This is a genomic window from Streptomyces sp. NPDC013457 (assembly GCF_043089925.1).
Lineage (GTDB): Bacteria > Actinomycetota > Actinomycetes > Streptomycetales > Streptomycetaceae > Streptomyces.
The window spans coordinates 48560-65806 of sequence record NZ_JBICBL010000015.1; the positions used below are offsets into that span (position 1 = coordinate 48560).

General features: G+C 70.2%; 9 protein-coding genes. 7 read left to right on the top strand and 2 right to left on the bottom strand.

Annotated features, from left to right (window positions below):
* Window positions 1-67 precede the first annotated feature (67 nt).
* From ACF1G2_RS32030 to ACF1G2_RS32060, 7 genes are all read left to right on the top strand, one after another.
* A complete protein-coding gene (locus tag ACF1G2_RS32030; RefSeq protein ID WP_391801661.1) occupies window positions 68-1078 on the top strand; it encodes a LacI family DNA-binding transcriptional regulator in 1011 nt (336 codons plus the stop codon).
* 297 nt (window positions 1079-1375) lie between these two features.
* Complete coding sequence (locus tag ACF1G2_RS32035) at window positions 1376-4744, top strand: CARDB domain-containing protein (RefSeq protein ID WP_391801662.1); 3369 nt, start codon at window positions 1376-1378, stop codon at window positions 4742-4744.
* Between the two features lie 114 nt (window positions 4745-4858).
* On the top strand, window positions 4859-9145 hold the full coding sequence (locus ACF1G2_RS32040; RefSeq protein ID WP_391801663.1) for a discoidin domain-containing protein: 4287 nt from the start codon (window positions 4859-4861) through the stop codon (window positions 9143-9145).
* A 313-nt stretch (window positions 9146-9458) separates the two neighbouring features.
* On the top strand, window positions 9459-10874 hold the full coding sequence (locus ACF1G2_RS32045; protein ID WP_391801664.1) for an extracellular solute-binding protein: 1416 nt from the start codon (window positions 9459-9461) through the stop codon (window positions 10872-10874).
* A 92-nt stretch (window positions 10875-10966) separates the two neighbouring features.
* Window positions 10967-11926: a carbohydrate ABC transporter permease gene (locus ACF1G2_RS32050; RefSeq protein ID WP_391801665.1), complete on the top strand. Its 960-nt coding sequence runs from the start codon at window positions 10967-10969 to the stop codon at window positions 11924-11926.
* 17 nt (window positions 11927-11943) lie between these two features.
* The gene (locus ACF1G2_RS32055; protein ID WP_391801666.1) at window positions 11944-12819 is read left to right on the top strand and encodes a carbohydrate ABC transporter permease; all 876 of its coding nucleotides are present in this window, start codon (window positions 11944-11946) and stop codon (window positions 12817-12819) included.
* Between the two features lie 121 nt (window positions 12820-12940).
* Complete coding sequence (locus ACF1G2_RS32060; RefSeq protein ID WP_391801667.1) at window positions 12941-14545, top strand: glycoside hydrolase family 13 protein; 1605 nt, start codon at window positions 12941-12943, stop codon at window positions 14543-14545.
* Window positions 14546-14566: 21 nt separating this feature from the next.
* Here the strand turns inward: ACF1G2_RS32060 and aspA are convergent, their stop codons facing one another.
* Both aspA and ACF1G2_RS32070 read right to left on the bottom strand, forming a co-directional pair.
* Window positions 14567-15979 carry an aspartate ammonia-lyase gene (gene aspA / locus ACF1G2_RS32065; protein WP_391801668.1) on the bottom strand — a complete coding sequence of 471 codons (1413 nt, stop codon included), beginning with the start codon at window positions 15977-15979 and terminating at the stop codon, window positions 14567-14569.
* Window positions 15980-16070: 91 nt separating this feature from the next.
* A complete protein-coding gene (locus tag ACF1G2_RS32070) occupies window positions 16071-17132 on the bottom strand; it encodes an asparaginase (protein WP_391801669.1) in 1062 nt (353 codons plus the stop codon).
* Window positions 17133-17247 lie beyond the last annotated feature (115 nt).

Genomic DNA, 17247 nt, shown 5'->3' on the forward strand with positions numbered 1-17247 from the left:
GGCGCCTTGCGTCCGATGACCGAGAGCGACGCAACAAACTTGCGAGACTTGCGCTAGTCTTGCGTTCATGACGCGACGACTTGCTCAAGTGGCCAAGAAGGTGGGAGTCAGCGAGGCCACGGTCAGCCGTGTGCTCAACGGCAAGCCCGGTGTCTCCGAGGCCACCCGGCAGTCCGTCCTCACCGCGCTCGACGTGCTCGGATACGAGCGGCCCACCCAGCTGCGCGGTGAGCGCGCGCGGCTCGTCGGTCTGGTCCTGCCGGAGCTGCAGAACCCCATCTTCCCCGCGTTCGCCGAGGTCATCGGCGGCGCGCTCGCGCAGCAGGGGCTGACCCCGGTGCTCTGCACCCAGACCAAGGGGGGCGTCTCCGAGGCCGACTACGTGGAACTCCTCCTCCAGCAGCAGGTGTCCGGCGTCGTCTTCGCCGGCGGTCTGTTCGCGCAGGCGGACGCGCCGCACGACCACTACCACCAGCTGGCCGAGCGCAACATCCCGGTCGTCCTCATCAACGCGTCCATCGCCGGGCTCAACTTCCCCTGCGTGTCCTGCGACGACGCCGTCGCCGTCGAGCAGGCCTGGCGCCACCTCGCCTCGCTCGGGCACGAGCGGATCGGTCTCGTCCTCGGTCCGAGCGACCACGTCCCCTCGCGGCGCAAGCTCGAAGCGGCGCGGGCTGCCGCCGAAGCGGCGGGCACCACGCTGCCGGACGAGCACGTCGTGCGGTCGATCTTCTCGCTCGAAGGAGGCCAGGCCGCCGCCACCCGCCTCCTGGAGCGGGGCGTCACCGGCATCGTCTGCGCCAGTGACCCGCTCGCCCTGGGGGCGATCAGGGCCGCGCGCCGGCGCGGGCTCTCCGTTCCCGGGCAGGTGTCCGTCGTCGGCTTCGACGACTCCGCCTTCATGAACTGCACCGAGCCGCCGCTCTCCACGGTCCGCCAGCCCATCGAGGCGATGGGGCGCGCGGCGGTCGAGCTGCTCTGCGCCCAGATCCAGGGCACCCAGACCGACCCCGGCGAGCTCCTCTTCGAGCCCGAACTCGTCGTGCGCGGATCGACCGCGCCGCCGCCCGTCGGCTGACCCTCACCCCCCCGCTCGTTCCCGGCTCCGGTGCCGGGGAGGCCTCACCGCCTCCCCGGCACCGGAGCCGTTCTGCGTTGACCTGCGGGGATGCCACACCCCAACTGCCGTTTCTGCCGGGGCTGTTGACAAAGCGGTGACCTGATAGAAACCTGACACCCCGGCGGCGCAAAAGATTAACGAAAATGCTCAATAAGTCTGTATCTCGCCGTCATTCATTGTCAGAGCTCCGCTGGGTTCCTGGCGAGTGTCCCTGTGTCGACGCATGGCCGCGGCCCGGCAGACGGAGAGGCCCATATGAGAGGCAACATCCTGAGCTGGCGGTTGACGGTCGGCATGCTGATAGCCGGACTGATCGCCTTAGGGCTCCTGCCCGTCCACGCGTACGCCGCGGCGGCCGGGCCCAACCTCGCGCTCGGCAGAACGGTCACGGCCGGCGGAGCCCACGGGGCGTACCCGGCGGGCAACGTCACCGACGGAAGCCAGCAGTCCTACTGGGAGGGCCCGGCGGGATCGTTCCCCCAGTGGGTGCAGGTCGACCTCGGCGCGAGCACCCGCGTGGACGACGTCGTCCTGAAGCTCCCGACGACCTGGGAGGCACGCTCGCAGACCGTCGGCGTCCTCGGCAGCACCGACGGCAGCACCTTCACCACCCTCGCCGCAGCCCAGCCGCGCGCCTTCGGCCCGGCCGGGGCGAACACCGTGAGCATCGCCCTCACCTCGGCCGACGCCCGGTTCGTACGGATCCAGGTGACGGCCAACTCCGGCTGGAACGCCGCCCAGTTGTCCGAGGTGGAGGTCCACGGAGCCGGCGGCCCCGTCGACCCTCCGGTCGAGGGGACCAACCTCGCGCGCAACAAGCCGATCGAGGCGACCTCGTCGACCCAGACCTACGTCGCCGCGCACGCCAACGACGACACCACGGGCACCTACTGGGAGTCCGCCGGGTTCCCGTCCAGCCTGACGGTGAAGCTCGGCGCGAACGCCGACGTACGGGCCGTGGTGGTCAAACTCAACCCCGACCAGGTGTGGGGGCCCAGGACGCAGTCGATCGAGGTACTCGGGCGTGAGCAGTCGGCCTCCGGCTTCACCTCGCTCAAGGCACGCGCCGACTACACGTTCAGCCCAGGCGCCGGCCAGAACTCCGTCACCATCCCGGTGACCGGACGGTACGCGGACCTGCGCCTGACCTTCTTCTCCAACACCGGCGCCCCCGGCGGCCAGGTCGCGGAGTTCCAGGTCGTCGGCACGGCCGCGCCCAGCCCCGACCTCACCGTCACCGACCTGACATGGACTCCGTCCTCCCCCTCCGAGACGGACGCCGTGACGGTCGCCGCCACCGTGCGCAACGCCGGTACGGCCGCCGCGCCCGCCACCACCGTCCAGGTCAGCCTGGAGGGCACCGTCGCCGGCTCCGCCCCGGTCGCCGCGCTCGCCGCCGGCGCCTCGGCCACCGTCCCGGTCACGGTCGGCAAGCGCCCCATGGGTTCGTACACCGTCTCGGCCGTGGTCGATCCGACCGACACCGTCGCCGAACAGGACAACGGCAACAACAGCCGGACGGCGGCGGCGAAGCTCGTCGTCGGCCAGAGCCCCGGCCCCGACCTGCGGATCACCGGGATCACGACCGACCCGGCCAGCCCCGCCGTCGGTTCCCCCGTCACCTTCACCGTCGCGGTCCACAACCGCGGCACCACCGGAGCCCCGGCCGGCACGGTCACCCGGCTGACGGCCGGGACCGCCACCCTGAACGGGGCCACGGGCGCGATCGCCGCGGGCCAGACGGCCACCGTCCCGATCTCCGGCACCTGGACGGCCACCGGCGGCGGGGCCACCCTCACCGCGACCGCCGACGCCACCGGGACCCTCACCGAGACCGACGAGAACAACAACGTCTTCACCCGCTCCCTCGTCGTGGGGCGCGGCGCCGCCGTGCCGTACACCGAGTACGAGGCGGAGGACGCCCGCTACGAGGGCACCCTGCTCACCGCCGACCAGAAGCGGACCTTCGGCCACACCGACTTCGCCTCCGAGTCCTCCGGCCGGAAGTCGGTGCGGCTCACCTCACAGGGCCAGTACGTCGAGTTCACCTCGACCAACCCCGCGAACTCGATCGTCGTACGCAACTCGGTCCCCGACGCGGCGGCCGGTGGCGGGGCGGAGGCCACGATCAGTCTGTACGCGGACGGCGTCTTCGTCCGCAAGCTGACCCTGTCGTCCAAGCACAGCTGGCTCTACGGCACCACCGACGACCCCGAGGGCCTCACCAACCGGCCCGGCGGTGACGCGCGGCGGCTGTTCGACGAGTCCCACGCCCTGCTGACGCAGACCTACCCGGTGGGCACGAAGTTCCGCCTCCAGCGCGACGCGGGCGACTCGGCCGCCTTCCACGTCATCGACCTGATCGACCTGGAGCAGGTGGCGCCCCCGGCCGCCAAGCCGGCCGGGTGCGTCTCCATCACCGAGTACGGCGCCGTCCCCAACGACGGCATCGACGACACCGACGCCCTGCAGCGCGCGGTGACCGCCGACCAGAACGGCCAGATCCCCTGCGTCTGGATCCCCGCCGGGCAGTGGCGCCAGGAGCAGAAGATCCTGACCGACGACCCGCTGAACCGGGGCCAGTTCAACCAGGTCGGCATCCGGGACGTCACGATCCGCGGCGCGGGCATGTGGCACTCCCAGCTGTACACGCTGACCCCGCCGCACCAGGCGGGCGGCATCAACCACCCGCACGAGGGCAACTTCGGCTTCGACATCGACCACAACACGCAGATCTCCGACCTCGCCATCTTCGGGTCGGGCCAGATCCGCGGCGGTGACGGCAACGCCGAGGGCGGCGTGGGCCTCAACGGCCGCTTCGGCAAGGGCACCAAGATCAGCAACGTCTGGATCGAGCACGCGAACGTCGGCGTCTGGGCCGGCCGCGACTACTCCAACATCCCCGAGCTCTGGGGCCCCGGCGACGGCCTGGAGTTCACCGGGATGCGCATCCGCAACACCTACGCCGACGGCATCAACTTCGCCAACGGCACCCGCAAGTCCACCGTCTTCGACTCGTCCTTCCGGAACACGGGTGACGACGCGCTGGCCGTCTGGGCCAGCAAGTACGTCAAGGACACCGCGGTGGACATCGGATCCGACAACCACTTCCGCAACAACACCATCCAGCTGCCCTGGCGCGCCAACGGCATCGCGGTCTACGGCGGCTTCGGCAACACGATCGAGAACAACATCATCTCGGACACCATGAACTACCCGGGCATCATGCTCGCGACCGACCACGACCCGCTGCCCTTCTCCGGGCAGACGCTGATCGCCGACAACGCCCTGCACCGCACCGGCGGCGCGTTCTGGAACGAGGACCAGGAGTTCGGCGCGATCACGCTCTTCGCGCAGGGCCAGCCCATCCCGGGCGTCACCATCCGGGACACCGACATCCTCGACTCGACCTATGACGGCATCCAGTTCAAGACCGGCGGCGGCGAGATGCCGGACGTGAAGATCACCGACGTCCGCATCGACAAGTCGAACAACGGTTCCGGAATCCTCGCGATGAGCGGGGCGCGCGGCAGCGCGACGCTGACGCGCGTGACCATCACCGACTCGGCCGAGGGCGACGTCCTCATCGAGCCCGGCTCGCAGTTCGTCGTCAACAGGAACTGACACTCCCCGCTCCACCCCTGTGTGCGGCGGCCCCGTTCCGACGGGGCCGCCGCCCTTCAGCCGTGCCTCGCCGCCGGTCGGGCGCGAGGCCGAGATCGAGGACTGAGAGGACAGATGACCATCCCCACCTGGAGATCACGGTTCCTGAGCGCCGTGGTCGCGACCAGCCTCCTGGCACTGGGCGGTCCGCTGATGACCGCCGAGGCCGCGGGCGGCCCCAACATCGCCCTGGGCGACCCGGCGGCGGCCGGCAGCGCCCTCGCCGAGTACGGCGCCGGCAACATCACCGACGGCAACCAGGGCTCGTACTGGCAGAGCGCGGGCAGCAGCCTGCCGCAATGGGTCCAGACCGACCTCGGCACCACCGAACGCGTGGACGAGGTGGTCCTGAAACTGCCCGCCGGCTGGGAGAGCCGTGACCAGACGCTCTCCGTCCAGGGCAGCGCCGACGGCACCAGCTTCACCACCCTGAAGAACTCCGCCACCTACACGTTCAGTCCCGGCGCGGCCAACACCGTCACGGTGACCTTCCCCGCGACCCAGACCCGGTTCGTCCGGATCACCGTCACCGCCAACACCGGCTGGCAGGCCGCCCAGCTCTCCGAGCTGGAGGTGCACGCGGCCGACGGCTCCTCCGCCAACCTCGCGAGCGGCCGCACCCTGACCGCGAGCAGCCACACCCAGGCGTACGCGGCGGGCAACGCCAACGACGGGAACCGGGCCACCTACTGGGAGAGCGCCAACAGCGCCCTCCCGCAGTGGATCCAGGCCGACCTCGGCGCCGCCGTCCGCGTCGACCGGGTCGTCCTGCGGCTGCCCTCCGGCTGGGAGACACGCAGCCAGACCCTGAAGATCCAGGGCAGCACCGACGGCACGGCCTTCACCGACCTGACCGCCTCCCGTGCGTACACCTTCGACGCGGCCGGCGGGCACTCCGCGACGGTCACCTTCGACGCGGCCACCACCCGGTACGTACGCGTCCTCGTCACGGCGAACAGCGTCCAGTCCGCCGGACAGCTCTCCGAACTGGAGATCTTCGGTCCCCGGACCGGCGACACTCAGGCACCGTCCGCGCCCGCGAACCTCGCCCTCACCCAGCCCGCCACCGACCAGATCAGGCTCACCTGGAACGCGGCCACCGACGACGTCGGCGTCACGGGGTACGACGTCTACGCCAACGGCGCCCTGCTGACCACCGTCGGCGCGGGAACCACCACCTTCACCGACACGCGTCCGGCGAACCAGACCGTGACCTACCTCGTCCGCGCCAAGGACGCGGCCGGCAACCAGTCGGCCGACAGCAACACCGTGACCCGTACCGGCGAGACCGGGGACACCCAGGCGCCGACCGCGCCCGCGAACCTCGCGCTCACCGAACCCGGCTCCGGTCAGATCCGACTGACCTGGAACGCCTCCTCGGACAACGTGGGCGTCACCGGTTACGAGGTGTACGCGAACAACACCCTGCGGGGCAGCGTGGCGGGCGGCGTCACCACGTACACCGACACCCAGCCGGCCTCCGCCACCGTCGCCTACCACGTCCGTGCCAAGGACGCGGCGGGCAACCGGTCGGCGAACAGCAACGCCGTGACCCGCGACGGCACCGGCGGCGCGGGCTCCAACCTGGCGGTCGGCAAGGAGATCGCCGCCTCCTCCACGGTGCACACCTACGCCGCGACCAACGCCAACGACAACAACACCGCGACCTACTGGGAGGGCGCGGGCGGCAGCTACCCCCAGACCCTCACCGTGAATCTCGGCTCCAACGCCGACGTCGACCGGCTCGTCCTCAAGCTCGACCCGGGCACGGCCTGGGCCACCCGGAGCCAGACCGTCGAGGTCCTCGGCCGTGAGCAGAGCGCCACCGGCCTCGGCGGCCTGGTCGCGGCGAAGAGCCACACGTTCGACCCGGCGAGCGGCAACACCGTCACGATCCCGCTCTCCGCCCGGGTCGCCGACGTCCAGCTGAAGTTCACCGCGAACTCCGGTGCACCGGCAGGCCAGTTGGCCGAGTTCCAGGTCATCGGTGTTGCGGCGCCCAACCCGAACCTGGAGGTCACCGCCCTCACCGCCACGCCCGCCGCGCCGGTCGAATCCGACCCGATCACGGTGAGCGCGACCGTACGCAACACCGGCCCGGCCGCCGCGCCGGCGAGCGCCGTCGCGCTGCGCCTCGGCGGCACGAAGGTCGCCACCGCCCAGGTCGGCGCCCTCGCCGCAGGCGCGCAGACCACGGTCAGCGCCTCGATCGGCGCACGGGACGCCGGTTCGTACCAGCTGAGCGCGGTCGCCGACGAGGCGAACGCGGTCGTCGAGCAGAACGAGTCCGACAACACCTTCACCAGCGCCACCGCCCTGGTGGTCAGGCCGGTCTCCAGCTCCGACCTGGTCGCCGCCTCCGTGACCACCTCGCCGTCCAGCCCCGCGGCCGGTGACGCCGTCACGTTCAAGGTGGCCGTGAAGAACCAGGGCACCGTCGCGAGCGCCTCGGGCAGCCACGGCGTCACGCTCACCCTGGTCGACTCCAGGGGCGTCACGGTCAGGACGCTGACCGGCGCGCACAGCGGAGCCGTCGCGGCCGGGGGCACGGCCGAGGTGAGCCTCGGCCCCTGGACCGCCGCCAACGGCTCGTACACCGTCAGGGTCGTCCTCGCCGACGACGCCAACGAACTGCCGGTCAAGCGTGCCAACAACACCTCCACCCAGCCGCTCTTCGTCGGCCGCGGCGCCAACATGCCGTACGACATGTACGAGGCGGAGGACGGCACCGCGGGCGGAGGCGCCCAGGTCGTCGGCCCGAACCGGACCGTGGGCGACATCGCGGGCGAGGCCTCGGGCCGCAAGGCCGTGAACCTCGACGCGACGGGGGAGTACGTCGAGTTCACCACCCGCGCCGACACGAACACCCTGGTCGCCCGGGTCTCGCTGCCCGACGCGCCGGGCGGCGGCGGCATCGACTCCACGATCAACGTCTACGTCGACGGGGTGTTCAGGAAGGCGCTCCCGGTGACGTCGAAGTACGCGTGGCTGTACGGCGCCGAGACCGCGCCCGGGAACTCTCCCGGCGCGGGCGCCCCGCGTCACATCTACGACGAGGCGCACATGATGCTCGGCGAGACCGTGCGGGCGGGGAGCAGGATCCGGCTGCAGAAGGACGTGGCGAACAGCCGGCCGTACGCGATCGACTTCGTCAACTTGGAGCAGGTCGCCCCGGTCGGCAACCCCGACCCGGCGACGTACACGGTCCCGGCCGGATTCACCCACCAGGACGTCCAGAACGCGCTCGACAAGGTACGTATGGACACCACGGGCACCCTCGTCGGGGTCTATCTGCCGCCGGGCGACTACCAGACGTCGAGCAAGTTCCAGGTGTACGGCAAGGCCGTGAAGGTCGTCGGCGCCGGCCCCTGGTACACGACGTTCCACGCGCCCTCGACGCAGGACAACACCGACGTCGGCTTCCGGGCCGAGGCGGCGGCGAAGGGGTCGCTCTTCAAGGGCTTCGCCTACTTCGGCAACTACACCTCGCGCATCGACGGCCCGGGCAAGGTGTTCGACTTCGCGAACGTGACCGACATCGTGATCGACGACATCTGGAACGAGCACATGGTGTGCCTGTACTGGGGCGCCAACACCGACCGGATCACCATCAGGAACTCCCGGATCCGCAACATGTTCGCGGACGGCATCAACATGACCAACGGGTCCACGGACAACCTGGTGACCAACAACGACGCCCGGGCCACCGGCGACGACAGCTTCGCGCTCTTCTCCGCGATCGACGCGGGCGGCGCCGACATGAAGAACAACGTCTACGAGAACCTGACGTCGACGCTCACCTGGCGTGCCGCGGGCGTCGCCGTCTACGGCGGCTACGACAACACCTTCCGCAACATCCACATCGCGGACACGCTCGTCTACTCCGGCATCACGATCTCCTCGCTGGACTTCGGCTATCCGATGAACGGCTTCGGCACCGCGCCCACGACGTTCGAGAACATCTCGATCGTCCGGGCCGGCGGGCACTTCTGGGGCTCGCAGACCTTCCCCGGCATCTGGGTGTTCTCCGCCTCCAAGGTCTTCCAGGGGATCAGGGTCAACCACGTCGACATCGTCGACCCGACGTACAGCGGAGTGATGTTCCAGACCAACTACGTCGGCGGGCAGCCGCAGTTCCCGATCAAGGACACCGTGTTCACGGACATCTCGATCACGGGCGCGCGCAGGAGCGGGGACGCGTTCGACGCCAAGTCGGGCTTCGGTCTGTGGGCCAACGAGCTGCCGGAGTCGGGGCAGGGGCCGGCCGTGGGGGAGGTGACCTTCAACAGCCTGGAGCTGAGTGGCAACGCGGTGGACGTCCGAAACACCACCTCCACCTTCGAGATCGACATCAACCCGTAGGGATTCGCGCGACACCCACGCGCGACGGGCCCTGTGAGGCTGGTGCAGGCGGTTTGCGGCCGCTTGCACCGGCCTTGCGTGCGTTCTGTCACCCCGCCGCCCCGGAGGCCCCTTGGAGGCCCCGTGGGGCCTCGGGATCAGGCGCTTCCCGGCCTGCGACCTCGTCATCCTTCCCTTTCTCTGTCAGGCAATTGCGAAATCAGCGCGACATATTGCGTTCACTTGTTGATGGTGGTTGAGTGTGGCGCGCCCCACAAACGCACCGGCGGTGGGGTGACGCGACCTCCACGTTCATGCCCGAAGGGGACCACCCATGAGAAGTGCCCGGTTCCGCCGTACGCGCCGCGCCAGCGCGGTCACCCTCGTCTCCGCGCTCACGCTGACCGCGCTCGCCGCCTGCGGCACGAGCAGCAGCAACAACGGCAGCGGTGGTTCCGGGGGCGGTGGGTCGTCCGATCCCTCCGCTCCGCTGGACCCGAAGACCAAGGTGACGATCACCATCGACTGCATGCCCCCGGCGGCGAAGGCGGCCGAGCTCAAGGAGTGGAAGGAGGACGTCGCCGCCTTCAACAAGACGTACCCCAACGTCACGATCGAGGGCCGCTCCACCGCCGGCCAGTGCCTCGAACCGCCCCGCTTCACCGCGATGCTCAAGGCCAGGTCGCAGCCGGACGTCTTCTACACGTACTTCACCGACCTGCCCCAGGTGCTGGACAACGACGGCGCCGCCGACATCAGCGCCTACGTCAACGACAAGAGCGTCCCGCTCCTCAAGAACATCGACCCGAACGTCCTCGGCTCGCTCAAGAAGGACGGCAAGCTGTACGGCCTGCCCACCAGCAACTACACGATGGGCCTGCTCGTCAACCGCAAGCTCTTCCAGCAGGCCGGCCTCGACCCCGACGCCCCGCCGCGCACCTGGGAGGAGGTCCGCGCCGCCGCCAAGAAGATCGCGGGCCTGGGGCAGGGCATCGCCGGGTTCGGCGAGTACAGCGCGGGCAACACCGGCGGCTGGCACTTCACCGCGCAGATGTACAGCCTGGGCGGGGACGTCGTCGACGCGAGCGGCACGAAGGCCGCCTTCAACAACGAGCTCGGCAAGCAGGTCGCCAGGAACCTCCACGCCATGCGCTGGGAGGACGACAGCATGGGCAAGACCCAGCTGCTCAAGTGGGGAGACCTGCAGAAGCAGATCGCGACCGACAAGCTCGGCATGTTCCTCGCCGCGCCCGACGACATCGCGTACATGGTCCAGCAACTCGGCGCGAAGTACGAGAACTTCGGCATGGGACCGATCCCCGGCGAGAAGGCCACCCTGGCCGGCGGCAACAACTACATGATCAAGCAGGGCATATCCGGCGACAAGATCAAGGCCGCGATCGCCTGGCTGAACTTCAAGAACCTCACCGTCGGCAAGGGCCAGTTCGACTGGTCGCGCAGCAAGCAGGACGGCCTGCCCGTCGGCGTCCCGCAGCCCAACTTCTGGCTGAACGACTCCAAGGCCCAGGACGACGCCGCCCGCACGGAGCACGCCACCATGCCGGTCGCCAACTTCAGGACCTTCATGGACAACCCCGTCGCGGGCAAGGCGGAGCCGCCGAAGGCGCAGGAGGTCTACAAGGTCCTCGACAACGTGATGTCCGGCATCCTCACCAACAAGGACGCCGACATCGACAAGCTCCTCGCGACCGCGGAGACGCAGGTGAACCAGGTCCTCGCCAACGGGTGACGGGACCGGCGGCGGGGGGCCGGCCGTCCGGCCGCCCCCGCTCCGCCCCGCCCACGGACGTCAACCCGGCACCAGCACCAAGGAGCGACGAGATGTCGGCCCCCAGCCTGACCCCGAGCACAGCGGCCTCCCGCCACCCCTCACCGCCGTACGAGACGGACCCCGTGCCGCCCGCCGGGCGGTTCGCCCGGAACCTGAAGCGCAACCTCACCGCCCACGGATTCCTGATCGGCGCGGTCGTCTGCTTCGCGGTGTTCTCCTGGTACCCGATGGTCAGGGAGTTCTTCCTCGCTTTCCAGAAGACCGAGAGCGGCGAGACCAGCTGGGTCGGTCTCGACAACCTCGTCACCGTCTTCAACGACCCGGCCTTCTGGCAGGCCTGGCGCAACACGCTCCTGTTCACCGTCCTCGCCCTGGTTTTCGGCTTCGCCGTCCCCTTCGTCGTCGCCCTCGTCATCAACGAGTTCCACCACGGCCAGGGCTACCTCCGGCTGCTCGTCTACCTGCCCGTGATGCTGCCGCCGGTCGCCTCGGTCCTCCTCTTCAAGTACCTGTACGACCCCGGCTACGGCCTGCTCAACGAGATGCTCACCTCGGTCGGACTGCCCGAACAGCAGTGGCTCCAGGACCCCGACCTCTCGATGCTCTCCGTGGTCATCGCCTCCACCTGGATGAACATGGGCGGCGCGGCCCTCATCTACCTCGCCGCGCTCCAGTCCATCCCCGGCGAGCTGTACGAGGCGGCCGAGCTGGACGGCGCCGGACTGTTCCGCAAGATCTGGCACGTCACCATCCCCCAGACCCGGCTCATCCTCTCCCTGATGCTGCTCATGCAGATCATCGCCACCATGCAGGTCTTCGTCGAACCGTTCCTGCTCACCGGCGGCGCCGGCCCCGAAGGCTCCACCACGACCGTCGTCTACCTCATCTACCAGTACGCCTTCAACTTCAACAACTACGGTGCCGCGGCGGCGCTCGGCCTGCTCCTGCTCGTACTGCTGGCCGGGTTCTCCGCCGCGTACGTGAAGCTCAGCCGCGCCGAGGACGAGTAGGACCGGGGGAGACCAGCATGTCCACACGCACACTCATCTCGCCGGCGCAGCTCGCCCGCCCCCGCGGCAGGGTCCTCTACTGGACCGTCTTCGCCGTGGTCGTCGGCGGCTTCACCCTCGCCTTCCTCGGCCCGCTGTACTGGCTGGTGACGAGCGGCTTCAAGGACGCCCAGGAGGTCATCCAGACGCCGCCGACCCTCGTGCCCGGGACCTTCGAGCCGGCGAACTACAGCCGGGCCTGGGAGGTCATGGACCTCGCCACCCTGCTCTTCAACACTCTCTACTACGCGTTCGGCGCGCTCGCCTTCCAGCTCGTCCTCGACGTGGCGGCCGCCTACTCGCTCTCCAAGCTGCGGCCCGTCCTGGGCAAGGCCATCCTCGGCCTGATGCTGGCGACGCTCATGATCCCGGCGACCGTCCTCGTCGTCCCGCAGTACCTCACGGTCCTGGACGTGCCCGTCGTGGAGCGCAACCTCCTCAACACCCCCTGGGCGATCTGGCTCCCGTCCGTCACCAACGCCTTTAACATCTTCCTGCTCAAGCGGTTCTTCGACTCGATCCCGAGAGAGCTGCTCGACGCCGCGTCGATGGACGGGGCCTCGCCGACGCGCATCCTGTGGTCGATCGTGCTGCCCGTCTCGCGCCCCATCCTGGGCGTGGTGTCGATCTTCGCCGTCGTGGGGGTCTGGAAGGACTTCCTCTGGCCGATGCTCACCCTCCCCGACCCCGCGATGCAGACACTCAACGTCGGCATCTACTCGCTCTCCAACGGCGTGCCGGTGAACGTCCTCATCGCGGCGCTCACGATCGCCTCGGTGCCGACACTGCTCCTCTTCCTGGTCTTCCAGCGCAACATCATGAGCGGTCTCACGGCGGGCGGACTCAAGGGCTGACCACGCCCGTCCCCGCCGCCTCGTCCCGCACCCCCAGACCTTCGCCGCCGGCCCGTCCACACGCCCCGCAGCACGCCGGGCCGGCGGCGAAGAACTCCGACCTGCCCGAAAGGACCGTCACGTGGCAGCCCCTCACTCGCACCGCACCGACGACTGGTGGCGCGACGCCGTCATCTACCAGGTATACCCACGCAGCTTCGCCGACGGCGACGGCGACGGCACCGGGGACCTCGCGGGCGTCCGGGCGAGACTGCCCTACCTCGCCGAACTCGGCGTCGACGCCGTGTGGTTCACCCCGTGGTACCTCTCCCCGCTGGTCGACGGCGGATACGACGTCGCCGACTACCGCACCATCGACCCCGCCTTCGGCACCCTCGCCGAGGCCGAGAAGCTCATCGCCGAAGCCCGCGGACTCGGCATCCGCGTGATCGTCGACATCGTTCCCAACCACGTCTCCGACCAGCACGCCTGGTTCCGCGCGGCGCTCGCGGCCGGACCCGGCAGCCCCGAACGCGAACTGTTCCACTTCCGGCCGGGCCGCGGCGAGCACGGCGAACTCCCGCCCAACGACTGGCCGTCACAGTTCTCCGGACGGACCTGGACCCGGGTCGAGGACGGCGAGTGGTACCTCCACCTCTTCACCCCGGAGCAGCCCGACCTCAACTGGGCCCACCCGGCGGTCCGCAGAGAACACGAGGACGTGCTCCGCTTCTGGTTCGAGCGCGGTGTCGCCGGCGTACGCATCGACTCCGCCGCGCTGCTGGCCAAGGACCCGGCCCTCGCCGACTTCGTCGAGGGCGTCGACCCCCACCCGTACATCGACCAGGACGAACTCCACGACATCTACCGGTCCTGGCGGGCGATCGCCGACACCTACCAGGGCGTCTTCGTCGGCGAGGTGTGGCTGCCCGACTCCGAACGGTTCGCCCGCTACCTGCGCCCCGACGAGCTGCACACGGCCTTCAACTTCAACTTCCTCTCCTGCCCCTGGGAGGCGGACCGGCTGCGCCGCACCATCGACGACACCCTGGCCGAACACGCGCCGGTCGGCGCCCCCGCCACCTGGGTCCTCTGCAACCACGACGTCACCCGGACCGCCACCCGCTACGGGCGCGGGGACACCGGCTTCGACTTCGCGACGAAGGCCTTCGGCACCCCCACCGACCTGGACCTCGGCACCCGCCGCGCCCGCGCCGCCGCGCTCCTCACCCTCGCCCTGCCCGGTTCGGTCTACGTCTACCAGGGCGAGGAACTCGGCCTCCCCGAGGCCGACATCCCGCGCGACCGCATCCAGGACCCCATGCACGCCCGCTCCCAGGGCACCGACCCGGGCCGTGACGGCTGCCGCGTCCCTCTGCCCTGGAACGCCGAAGCACCCTGGTACGGCTTCGGTCCGACCTCCGAGCCCTGGCTCCCCCAGCCCAGCGACTGGGCCCGCTACGCGGTCGACCGCCAGCACACGGACCCGGAGTCGATGCTCACCCTCTACCGGACGGCCCTGAGTCTGCGCCGCACGGAGGAGGGCTTCGGCGACGGCCCGCTGACCTGGCTCCCGTCCCCGGAGGGAGTCCTCGCCTTCACCCGCCCGGGGGGCCTGCTCTGCCTGGTCAACCTCTCACCGACCCCCACCCCTCTCCCCGCGCCCGCCCACGTCCTCCTCACCAGCGCCCCCCTCGACCCGGCGGGCCGCCTCCCGACGGACACGGCGGCCTGGCTCCGGATCTGACAGCGCCGGCTGCCTGCTGGTTCAGGCGACCGGGCGGGGTTCGATGCCGGTCAGGCGCTCCGGGGTGAGGAGTTCCGCGATGCGCTCCGCGGGCAGGAGTCCCTTCTCCAGGGTGAGTTCGGCGACGCCCCGGCCCGTCAGGAGGGCCTCCTTGGCGATCGCGGTGGCGGCGGTGTAGCCGATGTACGGGTTGAGCGCCGTGGCCAGGCCGATGGAGTTCTCGACCGCAGCCCGCAGCTCGTCCACGTTGGCCGTGATGCCCACCACGCACCGCTCGGCGAGAGTGAGGCAGGCGGCACGCAGCGAGGTGATGCTCTTCGCCAGGGAGTGCAGGATGATCGGCTCGAAGGCGTTCAGCTGGAGCTGGCCGCCCTCCGCCGCCATGGTGATCGTCATGTCGTTGCCGATCACCTCGAAGGCGACCTGGTTGACGACCTCCGGGATCACCGGGTTGACCTTGCCCGGCATGATGCTCGAACCGGCCTGTACGGCGGGGAGGTTGATCTCGTTCAGGCCGGCGCGCGGGCCCGAGGAGAGCAGGCGCAGGTCGTTGCAGGTCTTGGAGAGCTTGACCGCCAGCCGCTTGAGGACACCCGAGAGCTGGACGAAGGCGCCGCAGTCCTGGGTCGCCTCCACCAGGTTGGCCGAGGTCACCAGGGGCATGCCGGTGATCTCGGCGAGGTGGCGGCGGGCCGTCTCGGCGTACGCGGGCGGGGCGTTGAGGCCCGTGCCGATCGCGGTGGCGCCCAGATTGATCTCGTGGATGAGCTCCACGGCCTCGGCGAGCCGGTTGCGGTCCTCGTCCAGCATCACCGCGTACGTGGAGAACTCCTGGCCCAGCGTCATCGGCACCGCGTCCTGGAGCTGGGTGCGCCCCATCTTGAGGACGTCCCGGAACTCGATGGCCTTCGCCGCGAACGCGTCCTGGAGCACCGCGGTCGCCTGGAGCAGACCGTGCACGGCGGTGATCGCAGCGATCCGGACGGCGGTCGGGTAGACGTCGTTGGTGGACTGGCTGAGGTTGACGTCCTCGTTGGGGTGGAGGTGCTCGTACTCGCCCTTGGCGTGGCCGAGGAGTTCGAGGGCGCGGTTGGCGACGACCTCGTTGGCGTTCATGTTCGTCGACGTTCCGGCGCCGCCCTGGACCACGTCCACGACGAACTGCTCGTGCAGCTTCCCGCCGCGGATCTCCCGGCAGGCGGCGACGATCGCGGCCGTCTTCGCCGGGGAGAGCAGGCCGAGTTCCTCGTTGGCGAGCGCGGCCGCCTCCTTGACGGCGGCCAGCGCGTCGATCAGCTGCGGGTAGACGGAGATCGGCGTTCCCGTGATCGGGAAGTTCTCCATGGCGCGCAGGGAATGGATGCCCCAGTACGCGTCGGCGGGCACGTCCCGCTCTCCGAGGAGGTCGTGCTCACGGCGGGACACAGTCGTCATCGAGGTGCCTTCGAGGGGGAGGGGAGGAGGGGGAGGAGAGAAGCGAGGAAAGGAGAGAGGTGGGGAAGGAGAGAGGCGGGGTGGCTCTGCGTCAGGAGGTGCCGTTGAAGCGGGAGCCGGACGCCGTGAGGGCGGGCTCCGGGCGCGCGGGGCCGTTCAGCAGCCGGTGCAGCAGCGCCGGCCGGCGCTCCGGAGCGACGTCGGACAGGAGGGTCGCCAGGACCGCCATCCGGGCCTGCCCCGCACGCAGCGTTCCGGCCGGTACGGCTCCGGCGGCCACCAGGTCCACGGCCCCGCCGCCGGTGTAGAGCTCGGCGACCGGGCCGGCCGGCACCCGCGTGCTCAGCGCCACCAGGGTGCCCTGGGCGACCGCCGCGCCGACGGCCTCGACGATCTCCGGGGTCGCGTTGCCCGCGCCCGTACCGACGAGCACGACGCCCCGCGCGCCGGCCGCGACGGAGGTGTTCAGGAAGAGGGGGTCGCCGTCGCTGTGGTGCATCACCACGTCGACCCGCGGGAGGTCCTCGACGGCGGCCGTGGGCAGGGGGAGCGGAGCGGGCCGGTCGGGGCTGCGGCGGATGTCCACGCTGCCGAAACCGACCTTCCCGAGGCTGGACTCCGACGGGTCGGCGAACGCGTCCGCCGCCAGGGTCTGCGTCTTCACGGTGCCGCGCGCCGCGTGCACCCGGCCGTCGAAGACGACGAGCACGCCCAGGTCGCGGACCGAGGCGGCGACCTGAAGGGCGTCGTACACGTTGCCGGGGCCGTCTCCGTCCCCCGTACCGAGCGGACGCTGGGCGCCGGTGAAGACGACCGGTCGCGGGTCCGTGTGGTGCAGGTCCAGGAAGAAGGCGGACTCCTCCAGGGTGTCCGTGCCGTGGGTGACCACGACGCCGTCGACGCCGGGGTCGGCGAGCGCCGCGTGGACCGCGCGCAGCAGGGTGACCTGCCGGGCGGAGGTCATCCGGGAGCTGTTGACGTTGAACAGGTCGACGACCTCGACCGTCACGCCCTCGGGCAGTGCCGAGGTGGCCAGGACGTCGTCACCGGAGGCGTCGGCGGCGTACCCGGCGCCCTGCCAGCGGCTGGCTATGGTGCCGCCCGTGCTGATGAGGGTGATCCGGCGCGGCCGGTCGTCGCGTGTCCACTGCATGTCTGTCTGTCCCGGAGATCGAAGGGTGTCGCCTTCGCAACGATAGGTCAGCTTGTATGGAATGTGATTGCGACTTCGAGGCCGACCTTGCGAGATATGGCGTGCATAATTGCGT